We start from the raw sequence: 17550 nt of genomic DNA on the forward strand, positions 1-17550 counted from the left end.
GTGTAGATCTGGTCGCCCTCTACGTAGCCGGTGTAACGCACGGACTCACTGTGCTGCAAGAGATCAGCACAGCGACGCACCAAATCATTGCCTTTGATCGCTTCCTCACCAATATTTAATAGGCCGATACGCGGGGTATGGCCTAACTCAGCCTCCGCTAACACCGCGCCCATCACCGCGAATTGGAATAAGGTATCGGCATCACAGGCCACATTGGCACCTAAATCCAGCAACCATTTACGTTGATAATTGGCGCCTGGTAAGGCTGTTACGAGGGCGGGACGATCAATGCCAGGCAAGAGCTTGAGCAAGTACTTGGATAACGCCATTAGTGCCCCGGTGTTCCCTGCACTCACACACGCATCCGCCTCACCACTGGCCACCTTTTCCAGTGCTACGCGCATAGACGTGCCATGGCTGCGGCGCAGCGCCGTAGACGGACGCATATCATTAGGGATCTCGTCCGGGGCATGGACGATAGATAATCGGGAATGATGCTGGGCATTGAGCTGGTTCAGTGACGCCTTAATGTGGTGCTCGTCGCCCACTAGGATCACGTTTAGGTCCGCAAAACGTGACAATGCCTGCACGGAGGCAGGCACTGTGACTTGGGGACCGAAATCCCCGCCCATCGCATCGAGTGCAATGGTTAACCGAGTCAAGGGTCAACCTTACTTGTTGATAACCTTGCGGCCGCGATAGAAACCATCTGCCGTCATGTTATGACGCAGGTGAGTTTCACCGCTAGTTTTGTCTACAGATACAGCTTGAGTACCCAGTGCATCGTGTGAACGACGCATACCACGCTTAGAACGGGTTTTACGGTTCTTTTGTACGGCCATTGACCCTACTCCTCGTTACTTTGCTTTAAGTTTTTTAGTACGGCAAACGGATTTGGACGCTCATCAGCAAGTGGGATTTCCCCATACACCATGTTCTCTGCACTAACTTTACAGTCGGTGTCTTCGTGCATGGCGACTTGTGGCAAGGCCACAATCAACTCGTCTTCGACTAATTGAATCAGATCAATCTCACCGTTTTCGTCGACTAATGCCGGCTCATAAGCATCCGGTAAATTGCCAACCTGGTCATCATTGAAAACCGGGCTATAAACGAATTCAGTTTCATAGCGATATGAAAATGGCTCCCAACAACGTTGACACTCAAGACTCACTGTGACGGTCGCACGACCGGTGACCGTTTTGAGCCCTTGGGCGTCAATGTCGAACGAAAGCATCACTTCCGCATCACTATCGATGCTTTGGGTTGCCTCACCGAGACGCACTAAACGCTGCTTGTCTACAAGACCATCATAGTCAAGCTGCTTTTGTGCACAACGGAACGGATCAACCGTCAGCGGTAGCTTTACCTTCTGCATAGGGCGCGAATATTAGCCTCCAAATGCGCTGGAGTCAAAGAAAATGTTGCCTGTGTCAGGCGCGAAAGGGTGATAGCGACAAAAGCGCACATTCCATCGGTGATCGGGATGCCGCTGGTGCTTTGTCCATTCGTACCGGCAACAATGAAAACCCACCCTTTCACCGCCGTCAATCAGCCAGCTAGGCACACCGCTACGGCTTTGCCCGACTCAAAGTCGCGCCTACCATTTTTTCAGGTTAGACTGAGAGTTGGAAATAAACAATCACCGATGCGGGTTGTTTTTTGGTCAAATCTAACTCTGCGCGCAAGAAAGAAGGATCGCTCATGCACTCCACACAACCACCAAAAATTGTGCTGGCCTCAAGTTCTCCCTATCGTCAGTCTATCTTTAAAAAGTTTGCGCTGCCTTTCACGGCCTTCTCTCCTGCCATTGACGAAAGTCGGCAGGAGCACGAGCGTGCGACTGACATGGTTGAACGCTTGGCACTCGAAAAGGCCATGGCGGGGATGCCGCTATTCGATAATGCGCTCATTATCGGTTCAGACCAAGTGTGTGTAATTGACGAGGAGGTGTTAGGCAAGCCGCATGAGCGAGAGGTGGCGATCGAACAGCTAAAACGCGCAAGCGGCAAACAAGTCACCTTTTATACAGGGATTGCATTGATAAATAGTGACACGGGGGAGCATCAATCGGACGTTGAACCCTTTCATGTCGATTTTCGTGAGCTAAGCGAACAAGAAATTATTCGTTATATCGACAAAGAACTGCCGCTAGATTGTGCTGGCAGCTTTAAATGTGAAGGTTTGGGCATTGCCCTTTTCAATGCGATGCACGGACGCGATCCGAATACCCTTGTTGGTCTGCCGTTAATACGCTTGCGTGAAATGCTAGAAAAGGAGGGTATCTCAGTTATTTAATGCGCTAACTCATCATCAGCGCACACGTAGTTGCAACCTTACCAGCACGCAACTTAAGCACAATCAAAGCGACCAATTAGCTCACCAGCTCATTTAGGCTGTTTAATACCGCAACGGGATCGAACGTCGAAAGGCTGGCAGAGTCTTCTACGCCCCAAGTAACCGCGAGCCTTGCCATATTCGCATTGATGGCTAGTTGCATATCATGCCCGGTATCGCCAATCATCAGCGCTTTATCCCGTGGCATGCCTGTATGCGCTAACACTTCATCCAACATTTGAGGATCCGGCTTAGAAGCCGTTTCATCGGCGCATCGCGTCACCGAAAACAAATCCTGAGTTCCCGTCTCGGCCATCGCCCGATCAAGCCCAGCGCGTGATTTCCCGGTTGCCACCGCCAATTGAAACCCCTGCGCTTTTAGAGACATAAGGGTGTCTTTCACGCCAGGGTATAGCTGACACGGCGTCGGGTTATCGCGCACAAACTGTTGGCGATAGTGGTGAATCCAATCGCCATACCATGTTGGATCTGCATCAGGGTAAAGTCGTTGATAACCTTTTTCTAAACTCAGGCCAATCATGGTTTGCAAACGCTCAGGAGGTAAAATGGGTAGTTGCCCTGTCAAACGAGCCGCCGCATCCAGGCTGGAGACAATGCGCCCAATCGAATCCATCACAGTGCCATCCCAGTCAAAGATCAACAATGAGTATGGAGCAAGCACTGAATGCGACGTTTGGCTGATCTGGCTTTCGCCAGATTGCCAAGCAGATGTAAGCGGTAATTCGACAGTCATGTATTTAACCTCTAGATGATGCGGTCTTTGCCCGTAGTCCCTCAAGCGCCCGCTCAAGCTTGGGCTCCATCGGTGCATTGAGCGTCATGCTTTCATCCTTGTTCGGGTGTCGGAAGCAGATGGTGGCCGCATGTAAAAATAAACGATCCAAGCCAAACGACTTGGTATACGCATCAAAACGGGGATCGCCATAGCGGTCGTCCCACGCCAACGGGTGACCCATATACTGAGCATGCACACGAATCTGATGCGTTCTCCCGGTCACAGGGCTTGCTTGCACTAAGGTTGCTTCAGCAAAGCTCTCAAGCACTTTAAAACGGGTTTCCGACGGCTTCCCCTTTGAATTGACACGCACAATACTGTTCACCTCATTTTTCAGTAAAGGTGCCGTGACTTTGCGCTGTTTAGTCGGCCATTTGCCCATCACCAAGGCATAATAGTCTTTGCGTACCGTTTTTTCGCGAAATTGCGCTTGCAGATGGCGCAACGCAGACCGTTTTTTAGCAATCAATAAGATCCCGGAGGTGTCTCTATCAATCCGGTGCACCAGCTCCAAAAAGCGCGCTTTGGGACGCAGTGCGCGCATTGCCTCTATCGCGCCAAATTGTAGCCCACTTCCCCCGTGCACCGCGGTACCCGAAGGCTTATTGAGCACAAGTAGGTGGTCATCTTCATAAATAATGCAATGCTCAAGCGCAGCCACTTTGTCTAATTTGGTACTGGGGGCAGCTTTCTCATCGCGCTCTGGAAGGCGGATGGGAGGCACCCTCACCACATCTCCGGCTTGCAGCTTATACTCTGGTTTTATGCGTTTTTTATTAACTCGCACTTCTCCTTTACGAAGCACGCGATAAATCATACTTTTGGGGACGTTTTTCAGCTGATTTCGCAGAAAATTGTCGATACGTTGGCCGGCGATGTCGTCATCGATGTCGATGAATCGCACTTGGGTTTTTTGTTCTGTCATAACCTTCATTCTACCGCTAAGCACAGCGACATGCACCTGCTACGGCAAGTTACCTCTTACCCAGCACAGCGACGGGCTGTGCTCGCCCCCATTGCCGCGAGCAGCACAAAGGCATCATCGTGCAAAAAAACACCACATCTGCGCGGTTTTACTACCAAGACAACATAAGCGAATAAAGCCGATTGCTGGACTTTAGTCTCCCTGCTATAGTTGCGGCGTTAATCAGAAAAGCAAACGCTTATCTGAAACACAGTTTATCGCCTGTGACAGCGACTTCATCAGCGGAACATGCATTTTTCGATAAAAAGCTGAGTCTGCGATGAATCCATCAAGCGATAGCTGTATGCGGTGACATCCGTAAAAGAACCATAATTCCGAATGCTTTTAAGGCGTTACGCGGCAATTGGCGTAAGACGTAAACCAAAAGCACCCGTTTAGTGTGTTGACACGAGACCGTTAGTCAGTGTCAGAGCTCTCCGCCATCGGTAAAAACGGCGGACGCCAACTGCGTAATCCGGTGAGCCATAAAAACCGTTGCAGCTGGCCGATTAAAACTTGCCCGAGCGCACCCCTGATTTTCTCCAGCCGGGAGGCTGCACCATATCAGACTTGGGGTCAGGCAGCATTGACGACTGCTCTCGTCATCAACCGCTAATAACAACGATAAATAAATGAGAACAATCAGATGAAAAGAATGTTGATTAACGCAACTCAGAAAGAAGAGTTGCGCGTCGCATTGGTCGACGGTCAACGGCTATACGACCTCGATATCGAGAGTCCTGGCCATGAGTCAAAAAAAGCGAATATCTACAAAGGACGCATTACCCGTATCGAACCTAGCCTGGAAGCGGCATTTGTTGATTACGGCGCCGAAAGACACGGTTTTCTCCCTCTAAAAGAAATCGCTCGCGAATACTTCCCTTCCGGTTATACCTATCAAGGCCGTCCAAACATCAAAGATGTGGTGAAAGAAGGCCAGGAAGTGATTGTCCAAGTAGACAAAGAAGAGCGCGGCAATAAAGGGGCCGCCCTGACAACGTTTGTGTCGCTTGCGGGTAGCTATTTGGTATTAATGCCAAACAACCCACGTGCTGGCGGGATTTCTCGTCGCATTGAGGGAGAAGAGCGCAGCCAGCTTAAAGAAGCCATGTCTGGCCTCGAACTGCCGCAAGGGATGGGCTTGATTGTACGCACCGCAGGTGTGGGTAAATCGGCCGAAGAGCTTGAGTGGGACTTGAAAGTGCTGCTCAATCATTGGCAAGCGGTGAAAGAGGCAGCTAACGCCAACCCTGCGCCTTTCCTTATCCATCAAGAAAGTAACGTGATTGCCCGTGCGATCCGTGACTATTTGCGCCGTGATATCGGTGAGATCTTGATTGACAGTGAGAAGGTCTTCCAACGCGCGCAAGAGCACATCAAGCTGGTTCGTCCTGACTTTGTCAGCCGCATCAAGTTTTACGAAGGTGAAGTGCCGCTATTTAGCCACTATCAGATTGAAAGTCAGATCGAATCTGCCTTCCAACGCGAAGTGCGCTTACCCTCAGGTGGCTCGATTGTCATTGATCCAACCGAAGCCCTGACCTCAATCGATATCAACTCTGCCCGAGCCACCAAAGGCAGTGATATTGAAGAGACGGCGCGGCAAACCAACATCGAAGCAGCAGAAGAAATTGCCCGCCAATTGCGTCTGCGTGACTTAGGTGGCTTGGTCGTGATCGACTTCATCGATATGACGCCTGTCCGCCACCAACGCGAGGTGGAGAACAAATTGCGTGACTCTGTCCGCATGGACCGTGCACGGGTACAAATCGGCCGTATTTCACGCTTTGGTTTGCTGGAAATGTCACGTCAGCGCCTCAGCCCGTCATTGGCAGAAGCCAGTCATCATATTTGCCCGCGTTGTAAAGGCACCGGTGTGATTCGTGACAACGAGTCACTGTCATTGTCGATTCTTCGTCTGATGGAAGAAGAAGCAATGAAAGAAAATACGGCGCAAGTATTGGGTATCGTCCCGGTCCCCGTCGCTTCTTACCTGCTTAACGAAAAGCGCCGCTCGGTTCAGCACATTGAGAAATACCACAATGTCAAAGTGGTCGTGGTACCCAATGCCGACATGCAGACGCCACACTTTGATGTGGTTCGCGTCCGCGGCGGTGAAGAAATGGCCAACCTGTCCTATCAGTTGCCTAGCCAGATTGATGCGCTCAAGGAAGTAGAAGCGCGCGAAGAGCCACAACAAGCGCGTCCAGCGAAAAAACGTGAAGAGCCTGTATTACAGGGATTTGCAGCGCCAAGCTCGCCAGCACCCAGTGCAACCAAAGCGGCTGCGCCAACCGATGAGCCAACAGCGACAACCCAACCAGGCCTGTTCGCCAAAGTGAGTCAATTCTTCTCGCGCTTGTTTGCCGCGCCCGCTGATGATGCAGCAACCGCTTCATCGTCACAGCCTGCCGCCCAACCTGAGCCAGCTCAGACGGAGAAAAGCCAGAAGCCATCACACAGCCAGCGCAACAAATCACGTAGCCATAACAAGCCACAAAACCGCGACGAGCAAAGTGATAGCAACAACGGTGAACGTGGACGGAACAATAAACAACGCCGCCAGAATAAGCCGCAAGAAGAACGCCGCGATAATAATCGTAAAGGGAAGAAAACCCGTAACGATAACCGCAACGACAAAGCGAAAAAGCCTGCGGCGCAGGACGACGCTAAGGCAACCAAGCCACAGGCTGACAAAGCGGATAAAAGTAATAAGCAACCCGATCAAAAGACAGAGAAGACCGAACAGGTTAAACAACGCCGTCAACGTCGTAAGCTAAATCGCAGTGTCCGTATCAACAAAGACAATGCGGAGGCGCAAACCACTACAGACGCTACACCTGATCAAAGCAAAGACTTGCAACAGGTCGGGGCGGAAGTGGCACAACAAGCCAAACAGCAGCCTGATAATGCCAAGAAAGAAGGTCAGCAAGACAAGCGCCGTAACCGTCGCTCACCGCGCCACCTTCGCGCCAGTGGGCAGCGTCGTCGTCGCCGTCCAATGGTGAAAAGTCCAATGCCGCTGACTACCGGTATGGCGTCACCCGAAATGGCGATGGGCAAGGTGTGGTCGGCAGAGCAGCCGGTGAAAGTCAAACAAGACCGTCGCCGCCAAGACAAGCGCCAAAACAGTAAGGCTATCGTCAGTGGTGTTGCCCGTCCAGAAATGGCCATGGGTAAAGTCATTATCATGCAAGCTAAATCGGAGGAGACAGAGTCAGTGTCGACCCAACCGATGGCTTCGACAAGTGCCTCTGAACCAGCGCCACAACCGGCACAAAGCCAAGCAACACCGGTGGTCGATGCGATGCCAAATGTCGCGATGACAGACGCGCCAACGGCAACCCCTGAGCAAGACTCAGAGGTCGATTTGGTGACCGAGAAAGTGATTGAGCGCGAAGCGGAAATCAATGCCCCGACGGCAACGATTCAATACCGCCGAGCGACATCACCGATGATGAAAGCACCGGCACCGAACGAACCAGTTGATCACAGCCCGGTGGCCATCGCTGCCTTTAAAGCGCCAAACGCAGCAGCGAAAGCAGCAGGTAGCGCCGAGGCACGTGCATCTGCCTACGCACCGGCGACCAAACCTCAGCACTAATTCCGTTTACCTTCGGAATGCTAAAGGCCTCGGCATCTGTCGAGGCCTTTTTATTTGACCGTTGTTCCATGCAATCACGTGGGCAAAACATACGCAATCTTGCAGCGATACACGGAAAAGTGCGTCGATCCACACGCTTCCATCGCGACTTCCTTGTCAAAGAAAAAAAACTCAGTAACGTCAGGCATAAGGTGATTGTCGTGTCGTCACACGACACCCAACTCTTTTCGCCAGAGATACAGACTCATCGGGGGCCAACATACCGGCCACGATATTGGCAAGTTGCTGTAGGGAAGATGCTGTTGCTTATGAAATCCTTGTTTACTGCTTACCCATTTAAACGCCTCCATCACACCTTGATGCTGGCCTTTCTGCTACTGAGTCTCCTCCCTCTCATCGTGGTCGCTTTGTTTTTTCTCAACGCCCATAGCCAAGATCTCCAAGAGCAAAGCACAGCACACCTTTTATCGGTTCGCGACAGTAAGCAACAGCAAGTCAACGATTATTTTGCTGCCAAAGAGGCGGAAGTCCTTGGGTTTGTCGCCTCGGAGCTCGCCTATGCCAGTGGTGGTCATTTTTATGGTTTGGTCAATGCGTTTCAGCGACTACGACCAAACATCGACGCGGCACGTGACTACGCGCAACGTCGCTATTATCTTGGATCCGGTGAAAGGGTTAAAACGCCTGTGCCCAAGGACGATCCCCATTATTCCGCCACCGAGCGTTATCGGCTGCTCCATAAACGCTATCACCGCGCTTATCAAGCTTTGATCGCTCGCGCCGATTTTGACGACTTACTCTTGGTCGACAAGCAAGGCAACGTCACCTATTCGGTGAAAAAGCTGGGCAACTTTGGCACTAACTTACTCTCAGACCCGCATCGTAATGCACGATTAGGGCAGACGTTCGCGGCCCTGAAACAGCAAACGCAACAAACAAAAGGGAAGTTAGATCCGCCCCCCAAGGTGATTATCTCCGACTTTTCCGCTGAAGAGACCGACGCCCCGGTGGCATGGCTTGGCGCCCCTATTATTCAGCAAGGGTATCTGCATAGCTACGCGCTGTTCCGGCTTCCTAACCATGCCCTTACTAAGCTGGTGGCTCCTAGAGAAACCAATGCGATTGAAACACACCTCGTCGGCGATGATGGCAAGACTCGAGCGCATTTAACCAGCAAAAGTCAGCTGATCAGTAACACGCCTGCCATAGAAAAAGCCATAGCCGGAGAAACGGGTGTCACCCGCTATCAAACCCAGTCAGGCCAAACCGTGCTCGCCGCTTACACCCCCATTCGCACCCACGGTCTGAAATGGGGACTCGTGGCTGAAGTCCCCACGCAAGTGGCCTACGTACGTATCCACCAGCTACAACAGCTTTTTATCGTCGCCATGTTACTTGCGATTCTCGCGGTGGTGATTGCCTCGCACTATATGTCCAACTTTATTACTCGCCCACTGCTTCAGCTTACATGGGCGGCCGAAAAAGTCAGTGCGGGTGACCTTGATACCCAAATCCACCACACGCGTCGTCGTGATGAAATCGGGCGTTTGGCGGTGAGCTTTGCCCGTATGCGCCATGCCATTCGCGAAAAACTAGACTTAATCCGCCAGCAGAATCAGACCTTAGAAGCTAACATCACCACCATACGTGCTCAGAATGAAGAGCTGCATGTCGCCAACAAGCTGAAAGATGAATTCTTGGCCACCACCTCTCATGAACTTCGCACCCCATTACACGGCATGATAGGGATTGCCGAGGCACTGATTGACGGTGCGAACGGTCCGATTAGTCGCGACCATCAGTATCAACTGTCGATTATCGTCAACAGCGGCCAGCGCTTGGCCAAGCTGGTCGATGACCTCTTGGACTACCACAAAATGCGCTATGGGCAATTAGACTTGGAGCAAGGCCCTGTCAACCTCAATGCCATCACTCAGCTTGTGCTGTCACTCGCCAAGCACCTTAAAAAAGATAAGCCGCTAAACATCATTAATCAGCTCAGCGACACGCCAATCTGGGTACACGCAGATCCCCAACGCCTTGAGCAAGTTATGTACAATTTACTGGGAAATGCGATTAAGTTCACCGATGCGGGTAAGATTGTTATTAGCGCCGACACCTTGGACGATCGCGTTCGCATCCAAGTGGTTGACACGGGTAAAGGGATCCCCGCAGAACAGTTAAGTACCGTTTTTGAGCCGCTTGCACAAGCAGTAAGTAGCCACTATCATTATCAACACGGCGCAGGTCTTGGCCTCTCCATCAGTCGTCAACTTGTCGAGCTGATGGGCGGCCAGCTTTACGTCAGCAGCCAGCCACAAGTGGGCACCACCTTTAGCTTCACCCTTCCGCGTGTCGATGAGCCCCCGGTGTTGAGCACCGAGCTTACCGCCTTCTCTACCCAGCACATTCATCAAGATGACACGAGAGAGGCGCTCGTTCACGCCGCTTCGGAAGCCGTTGAACAAAGTAGCAAGAACAACGGGTTACATATTTTAGTCGTCGATGATGAGCCCACCAATCAACAAGTACTCACCAGCTTTCTAAATATTGAAGGCTATCAGGTCAATACAGCAAGCGATGGGCGCACAGCGATTGATCATATCGCCACCACAAAGCCAGATCTCATCTTACTCGACGTGCTCATGCCCGGCATGAGTGGGTTCGAGGTCTGCGAGCAGCTGCGAGAGCGCTTTGACCATGCTGCCCTTCCGATTATCATGCTGACCGCCTTAAATCAGCCTGATGATCGCATCTATGGCTTTGAGGTCGGCGCCAATGATTACCTCTGTAAGCCCTTTGACAAAAGAGAGCTTGCCGCACGGATAGCCACACATCTTGCCGCCAGCCAAGCGGAACAACGCCGCCAAGAAAACCAACGCCTCGAGCAGGCACTTGAACAAAGTGCTCGCCAACAAGCCAGCCTACTTGAAACCCAGTCTTGGTTGATTTCACAGCTCTCTCTCGCCCCTGAAGCCATGTTAGGTATGCGAAGAGATGGCCAGGTTCGCTTTGTTAACCAAGCGGCAGCCTCCTTATTTGGGCGTGAACAGGACGAGGTAAAACGGATGCACGGTCAAGCCTTAGTGAAAGCGCCCGAGCAGGCCAATCATATGGAGCGCTATCAAGGCCCACTGACCATTTATATTGAAGGACAACCCCAAGACGTTGACGGTATGCTGCTGCGTTTTCCAACCGAGTCTGACATTGATAGCCTGTATGTCATCAACACAGACGCGCCCGTGTCTCAGTCTCGTATACAGAGTCTAGAAAGCGCCATCGAAGCCTTATCTGGCTACGCATTAGGCGGAGACTCGCGCCAACTTGAAACGCTTAAAGCGATGGGCGGGGAATTTGAAGCCCTTGCGGAAAAAGCGCAACACCAACAGCAAGATAAAACCAACACACGTAGACAGCTAATTGTTGATGCCATGGTAGCCAGCTTAGATTACTGGGAAGAAGCCACAGGCAAAAGCAAATTCGATTTTGCCGAGCAAAGTGGTCTTTGGCGCGTCTACCTTGACCGTAGTAGCTTACAAACCCGCACACTGGATAAGTACCTGCTCATCGAAACCCTGCCAAAAACCCCGCGGTGGCGCACCGTGCTGAGCTCCATTCGCTTTATCCTCGATCATTGCGATAAACGCAGTCCGACCCGCACTCAGCTGGAGTCCTATTACCAACAACTTCGCCAGCTACTGCTAGACGACTAGCAACACACCCACCACTGCAATAAAGTGCCTTCCCTTTTGGGGACAGGCACTTTTACCCTTTTGGGGACAGGCACTTTTACCCTTACTAGGACAGGCTCCTTAGTCATTAGGTGCCTGTCCCCGATATCTCCTGTCCCCGATATCTCTAATCTATCACTGTCACCAATAAAGTGTCTGTTCTCACTATCATATTTCCTTATTCCAATTGGGACAGACACTTTTAACCCCCTATCAGGACAGGCGCATCGAAATAAGTGAGCAAACCTCGGAGCAAATCCCGGTGACTGTCCCATTGGGGGGTTATTGGCGGATCTCAGACGTGCGTCTACTGACACTAATGGACACAAATGTGCCTGTCCTCTGACTGACGAGCTAAAATCGCTCATTAATAATCTTTGCGAACCAACCTTATTTCAATCGCAATACTTCTTAGCAAAAATCCCCTTTTATGTCGGATATAACTCAGAAATGCGCGACTTGTCACAACAAAACAACCGATGATTTTTCTTGGTGAAAAATAAGAGCGTTTTGGTGTGTGACATGTATCACCCAAAAGAAAAATAACCATAACCTAATGATTTTAATGCCATTAAAATCCCATCCAAGGTCGTTACCGGTAGTGAGTCGTGATCATCTTTTGAGCGTAACGACCTTTGGGGCTGTTTTTTTTAACAAAAATAACGTCAACGTCGCGCTTTTTTACGGTTTTAACGATTATTCACATTGCAGCCTTCGCTTAACTTGGGCTTAGTGAGGGTGTTTGCTGGCCTAGTACAACAAGTATCCCTTGGGTCATCCCATCCATAATCACAACGTAAGGGTCGGCAACACAGTAAGCTTGAGCTCGTGAAGGTTGTTAGCAACGAGTTCATCACTATCCATCACGTGAACTGAAAGCAACAGTAAGGAATGGCTATGTTTTCGAGTAACATTAGAATTGCCAGCAAGACCCTACTTGCCTCTGCAATTATCGGTGCGCTGAGCGCAAGTGCTGGCGTCAGTGCCGCCGAGCGCAGTGAGCTCACTATCCACCCGAAAGAATTCAATACCTTTGTCCGTAACTTCAACCCTTTCCTTGGCGCCACCTACCTGCACACCACGACTGATTTCGTTTATGAGCCCTTGGTGGTGTTTAACGAAATGAAAGGCAACCAGCCTGTCTTTCGTCTCGCGAGCGGCTATGAAATGGCGGATGATCTGAAAAGTGTCACCTTCACCCTTCGTAAAGACGTGAAATGGTCAGACGGTGAAGCCTATACCGCTGATGATGTGGTGTATTCGTTTGATTTGGTCAAAAACCACCCTGAATTGGATCAATCTGGCATTAACCAATGGGTTGATGATGTGAAAAAGGTCGACGACTATACCGTCCGCTTTGAGCTCACTGAGGCAAACTCCAATGTACCCTACGAAATTGTGAAAGTACCTGTGGTACCCGAGCATGTCTGGAAAAATGTTGAAGAGCCTGCCTCTTACACCAATGAAAATCCGGTAGGCTCTGGTCCCTTCACCACTATCGATACCTTCACCTCTCAGCTCTATATTCAATGTCGTAACCCGTATTATTGGGATAACGACAACCTCGATGTTGACTGTCTGCGCGTACCACAAATTGCCAATAACGACCAGTTTTTGAGCAAGGTGATCAACAGCGAAATGGACTGGACCTCATCGTTTATTCCTGACATTGATCGCACCTATGCCGCGGCCAATCCAAACCATCACTATTGGTATCCTGCCGCCGGCACCCAAGCTTTTATGGTCAATTTTAATGACCCTGATCCTGCCAAGCGTGAAGCGCTGACGAATGTCGACTTCCGTCGCGCATTTTCGATGGCGCTAGACCGTCAAACCATCATTGATATCGCCTTTTATGGTGGTGGTACGGTGAACGACTTTGCGTCTGGCTTAGGTTATGCCTTTGAGTCTTGGTCCGACGAAGCGGTGCATGAGAAATATCGTCAATACAATACATACGATCTAGACGGCGCCGAAGCACTGCTCGCCAAAGCCGGTTTTAAAGATCAAGACGGCGATGGCTTTGTTGAAACCCCGTCAGGCAAATCGTTTGAGCTCGAGATCCAATCCCCCAATGGCTGGACCGACTTCAACAACACCGTTCAGCTTGCGGTTGAGCAACTTGCCGAGGCCGGTATCAAAGCCAAGGCACGTACCCCAGACTTCTCAGTATACCGCCAAGCCATGCTCGAAGCCGATTACGACGTCGCTTACACCAACTACTTCCATGGTGCTGATCCTTATACCTATTGGAATAGCGCGTATAACTCCAACCTACAGGAAGGGGATGGCATGCCGCGGTTCGCGATGCATTACTACCAAAATGCCGAGCTCGACAAGCTGTTAGACAGCTTCTACAAAACCGCGGATAAAGCTGAGCAGCTAGAAATTGCCCACCAAATCCAAGCGATTATCGCCAAGGATCAGGTCACCATTCCGGTACTTTCTGGCGCACAAATGTATCAATACAACACAACCCGCTTCACCGGTTGGTGGAACGAAGACAATCCGAAAGGTCGCCCCTCTATCTGGGCCGGCATTCCTGAGCGTCTTCTTCATGTGCTGGACCTTAAGCCCGTTCAGTAACCAATATCGGGCGCCTTGCGCGCCCGCTTTTCCTCGATGTTCACACCACGAACATCACCACTTCGCTGCGTAAGGTGTGGGTTATGGGTTATTTTTTCCGACGGCTAACTTTTTACATGATTGCCCTTTTAGTGGCAGCAACACTCAATTTTATTATTCCTCGTGCCATGCCCGGTGATCCTGTCACCATGATGTTTGCCAACGCCTCGGTGCAAGTCACCCCAGAGCGGATTGAGGCAATGAAACAACTGCTGGGCTTCGTCGATGGCCCACTCTATATGCAGTATTTCACCTACATGAAAAACGTGCTGAGCTGGGATTTAGGCACCTCCATCCAATTTTATCCGCTGTCGGTAAACGAGCTGCTGGGCAAAGCCTTTGGCTGGTCGCTGTTTCTCGCCGGCAGTGCGGTGCTGTTATCTTTCTCGTTAGGCTCGATTTTAGGCATTTTTGCCGCTTGGAAGCGCGGCGGGACATACGATGCCGTGATCACCCCAGGCATGTTAATTATCCAAGCGGTACCGCAAGTGGTCATTGCGATGCTCGCGCTGTTTATTTTCGCGATTGGGTTGAAATGGTTTCCAACCGGATACGCCTACACGCCGGGTGTTACTCCCGACTGGACCAGCTGGACCTTTATTAAAGATGTGGCCTATCACGCCGTACTCCCGCTTTTTTGTGCCTCCATCATTCAAGTCGGCGGCTTTTTGGTCAACATGCGTAACAACATGATTAACCTGCTTGCGGAAGACTACATCACCATGGCTCGCGGCAAAGGGTTAAGTGAAAACCGCGTGGTGTTTAACTATGCGGCGCGGAACGCGCTCTTGCCCAGTGTCACCGCGCTATCAATGTCGCTAGGTATTGCCATCGGGGGCCAACTGATTGTGGAAATCATTTTTAACTACCCCGGCCTTGGCTCAGTGCTTTTGAATGCGATCAACGCGCGTGACTATCAAGTCCTACAAGGCCAGCTGCTGATTATGACCTTGTTTATGCTCTCGTTTAACTTAATTGCTGACATGCTGTACGTGGTGCTTGACCCACGCCTGCGAACAGGAGGGAAAGAATCATGAAAGATCTCCTCACGCTTATCGTGCGCAACAAAATCGCGCGCGCGGGCTCCATTATTGTCGGCTTATTTATCTTAATGGCGATATTCGCCCCATTGCTAAGCCAGCATGCACCTGATAAACGCACCGGTAACCCACATGAATACCCAAGCTTTGTGGTTAAAGCCGCACAAGCCAACCCAGACGGCTGGGTCGCCACGCACTTAGCCGATCACCGCCGTACCTTATTGATGTCAAAAGACGCTGAACATGTCCTTGGCACTACCCGTATGGGCCGTGATGTCTGGTCACAGTTGGTACATGGTGCCCGTGTTTCGTTAGCGGTGGGTTTTGGGGCAGGGATCACCGTGTGTGTGCTCGCCACTTTAATTGGTATTACCGCCGGCTATTTAGGCGGTTGGGTTGACGATGTGCTCACCGCCGCGATGAACATTATGTTGGTGATCCCGCAATACCCACTCTTGTTCGTGCTCGCCGCGTTTATCGGCGAAGCTGGACCGCTGACGATCGCCATCATTATTGGCTGTACATCCTGGGCGTGGGGCGCACGGGTGGTTCGCTCGCAAACCCTTGCCCTGCGCGAAAAAGAGTTCGTGAAAGCCGCCGAAGTGCTGGGTGAATCGCGCTTTCGTATCACCTTTGTCGAGATCTTGCCTAACCTCGTGCCCATTGTTGGTGCCAGCTTTATTGGCTCGGTGATGTATGCCATTGCCATGGAGTCCATTATCTCTTTCTTGGGCCTTGGCGATCCCAACACCATCAGCTGGGGGATCATGCTATACAACGTACAAACCTCGTCATCCATGCTGATCGGCGCTTGGTGGGAGCTGCTCGCGCCTTGTATTGCGCTGACCTTACTGGTGACAGGGCTTGCGTTACTCAACTTCGCGGTGGATGAAATTGCCAACCCGCAATTACGTGCGCAAAAAGGGATGAAGCGCTGGAAAAAACTCAGCCAACAAGAAAAGAAAGCCCGCGACGAGAATCCCGTTGCCGAACACATGCTGATCAGTGGAGATAAATCATGAGTCGCACCCCACTTATCTCAATCCATGACCTGTGCGTGGACTACATTACCGATGCCGGTGATGTCCGAGCCTGCGATCACGTCAATTTTGACATTGCGCCCGGTGAAGTATTCGGCCTGGCTGGCGAGTCGGGCTGCGGTAAATCCACCGTTGCCTTTTCGCTGATGCGTCTGCATAAGCCACCTGCATTTATCACCGGCGGCGAAGTCATCTTTAACGGCGAGAACATTCTCGATTACAGCGACGCTCGGATGCGCGACTTTCGCTGGCGGGAGATGTCGATGGTGTTTCAAAGCGCCATGAATGCCCTCAACCCAGTGCTGACACTCGAAGAACAATTTTGCGATGTGCTGATGCGCCACACCAAACTCACCCGTAAACAAGCGGTGAAGCGGGCTCAAGGCTTGCTAGAAATTGTTGATATTCATCCCAGCCGCCTGACCGATTATCCGCACCAGTTTTCGGGCGGGATGCGTCAGCGCTTAGTGATAGCTATTGCGCTGGCCTTGAATCCGAAAATGATCATCATGGACGAACCCACCACCGCATTAGACGTGGTGGTACAGCGTGAGATCTTGCAAAAAATCTATGCGTTAAAAGAAGAGTTTGGCTTTTCGATTCTGTTTATCACCCATGATTTATCGCTCATGGTCGAGTTCTCCGACCGGATTGGGATCATGTATTCCGGCGAGCTGATTGAGGTCGCGCCGTCCAAACAAGTACTCACCAATCCGTATCACCCCTACACCGAAGGGCTGGGCAGCTCATTCCCCTCACTCACCGGGCCGAAGCGTCAACTGGTGGGTATTCCGGGGAATCCGCTCAACTTGCTCGAAATCCCGACCGGCTGCCGCTTTCAAGCACGTTGCGCGCAAGTGCACGAACAGTGTCGAACCACCCAAACCGTGCTACGCCAAATCGAACCGGGCCGATATTCCAACTGCCATCTATACGGCGAGCCCATCGCCCAACAAAAAGTCTAATAACGCGCCAATGTGAGGAAGTCAGTGATGAGTACAGGTTTTGGAGAATTGCTAGTTGAAGGGAAAAACGTGGTGAAAGATTTCCCCATCAACAGCCACGCCCTTAAACAACCCATGATGCGAGCGATCAATGAGGTATCGTTCAAAATGTACAAAGGCCGTGGGCTTGCCGTGGTGGGGGAATCAGGCTCGGGCAAATCAACCACCGCGAAAATGATCGCAAAAATGTACGCCCCGACCGACGGCTGCATTGAATATCGGGGCCGCGATATTACCACCATTAAAAAACGTGATGAGCTAATGCGCTATCGCGAAGGCCTGCAAATGGTCTGGCAAGACCCTTTTGGCTCGCTCAATCCCACGCATAATGTATTTCACCATATTGCGCGCCCGTTATTGATCCACATCGAGTAGGGTGAGGCGTTGCCGCCTCATCCCTCTCACAGAA

Annotated in this window: 11 protein-coding genes and 2 pseudogenes; 8 read left to right on the forward strand and 5 right to left on the reverse strand. The window is 51.2% G+C overall.

Annotation, left to right across the window (positions count from 1 at the left end):
• From C7A19_RS15405 to yceD, 3 genes and pseudogenes are all read right to left on the reverse strand, one after another.
• Nucleotides 1-662: pseudogene (locus C7A19_RS15405) on the reverse strand (phosphate acyltransferase); the annotation flags it as partial.
• Nucleotides 663-671: 9 nt separating this feature from the next.
• Nucleotides 672-842 (reverse strand): 50S ribosomal protein L32, encoded by a 171-nt coding sequence (rpmF, locus tag C7A19_RS15410; RefSeq protein ID WP_046075434.1) that lies wholly within the window; start codon nucleotides 840-842, stop codon nucleotides 672-674.
• A 5-nt stretch (nucleotides 843-847) separates the two neighbouring features.
• Nucleotides 848-1378: a 23S rRNA accumulation protein YceD gene (gene yceD / locus C7A19_RS15415; protein WP_069362211.1), complete on the reverse strand. Its 531-nt coding sequence runs from the start codon at nucleotides 1376-1378 to the stop codon at nucleotides 848-850.
• 326 nt (nucleotides 1379-1704) lie between these two features.
• Here yceD and C7A19_RS15420 point away from each other — a divergent pair, with 326 nt between their 5' ends.
• Nucleotides 1705-2298, forward strand: a complete 594-nt coding sequence (locus C7A19_RS15420) for a nucleoside triphosphate pyrophosphatase (protein ID WP_077605372.1) — start codon at nucleotides 1705-1707, stop codon at nucleotides 2296-2298.
• A 76-nt stretch (nucleotides 2299-2374) separates the two neighbouring features.
• Here the strand turns inward: C7A19_RS15420 and C7A19_RS15425 are convergent, their stop codons facing one another.
• On the reverse strand, nucleotides 2375-3091 hold the full coding sequence (locus C7A19_RS15425) for an HAD-IA family hydrolase (RefSeq protein ID WP_116645355.1): 717 nt from the start codon (nucleotides 3089-3091) through the stop codon (nucleotides 2375-2377).
• Nucleotides 3092-3095: 4 nt separating this feature from the next.
• The gene (rluC, locus tag C7A19_RS15430; RefSeq protein WP_077523278.1) at nucleotides 3096-4058 is read right to left on the reverse strand and encodes a 23S rRNA pseudouridine(955/2504/2580) synthase RluC; all 963 of its coding nucleotides are present in this window, start codon (nucleotides 4056-4058) and stop codon (nucleotides 3096-3098) included.
• A gap of 694 nt (nucleotides 4059-4752) precedes the next feature.
• Here rluC and rne point away from each other — a divergent pair.
• The 7 genes and pseudogenes from rne to C7A19_RS15465 form a co-directional block, all read left to right on the forward strand.
• Nucleotides 4753-7701: a ribonuclease E gene (rne, locus tag C7A19_RS15435; RefSeq protein ID WP_116645358.1), complete on the forward strand. Its 2949-nt coding sequence runs from the start codon at nucleotides 4753-4755 to the stop codon at nucleotides 7699-7701.
• Nucleotides 7702-8009: 308 nt separating this feature from the next.
• On the forward strand, nucleotides 8010-11414 hold the full coding sequence (locus C7A19_RS15440) for a response regulator (protein ID WP_235614329.1): 3405 nt from the start codon (nucleotides 8010-8012) through the stop codon (nucleotides 11412-11414).
• A 915-nt stretch (nucleotides 11415-12329) separates the two neighbouring features.
• The gene (locus C7A19_RS15445) at nucleotides 12330-14018 is read left to right on the forward strand and encodes an ABC transporter substrate-binding protein (RefSeq protein WP_116645356.1); all 1689 of its coding nucleotides are present in this window, start codon (nucleotides 12330-12332) and stop codon (nucleotides 14016-14018) included.
• An 83-nt stretch (nucleotides 14019-14101) separates the two neighbouring features.
• The gene (locus tag C7A19_RS15450) at nucleotides 14102-15094 is read left to right on the forward strand and encodes an ABC transporter permease (RefSeq protein ID WP_116645357.1); all 993 of its coding nucleotides are present in this window, start codon (nucleotides 14102-14104) and stop codon (nucleotides 15092-15094) included.
• A complete protein-coding gene (locus C7A19_RS15455) occupies nucleotides 15091-16119 on the forward strand; it encodes an ABC transporter permease (RefSeq protein ID WP_069362205.1) in 1029 nt (342 codons plus the stop codon). Before C7A19_RS15450 ends, C7A19_RS15455 begins: the two co-directional genes overlap by 4 nt.
• Nucleotides 16116-17102 carry an ABC transporter ATP-binding protein gene (locus tag C7A19_RS15460; protein ID WP_077523274.1) on the forward strand — a complete coding sequence of 329 codons (987 nt, stop codon included), beginning with the start codon at nucleotides 16116-16118 and terminating at the stop codon, nucleotides 17100-17102. The genes C7A19_RS15455 and C7A19_RS15460 overlap by 4 nt, the downstream gene beginning before the upstream one ends.
• Nucleotides 17103-17129: 27 nt before the next feature.
• Nucleotides 17130-17507 (forward strand): annotated as a pseudogene (locus tag C7A19_RS15465) (ATP-binding cassette domain-containing protein); the annotation flags it as partial.
• Between the last annotated feature and the right edge of the window lie 43 nt (nucleotides 17508-17550).

The organism is Salinivibrio sp. HTSP (assembly GCF_003390965.1).
In the GTDB taxonomy this organism is placed as follows: domain Bacteria; phylum Pseudomonadota; class Gammaproteobacteria; order Enterobacterales; family Vibrionaceae; genus Salinivibrio; species Salinivibrio kushneri.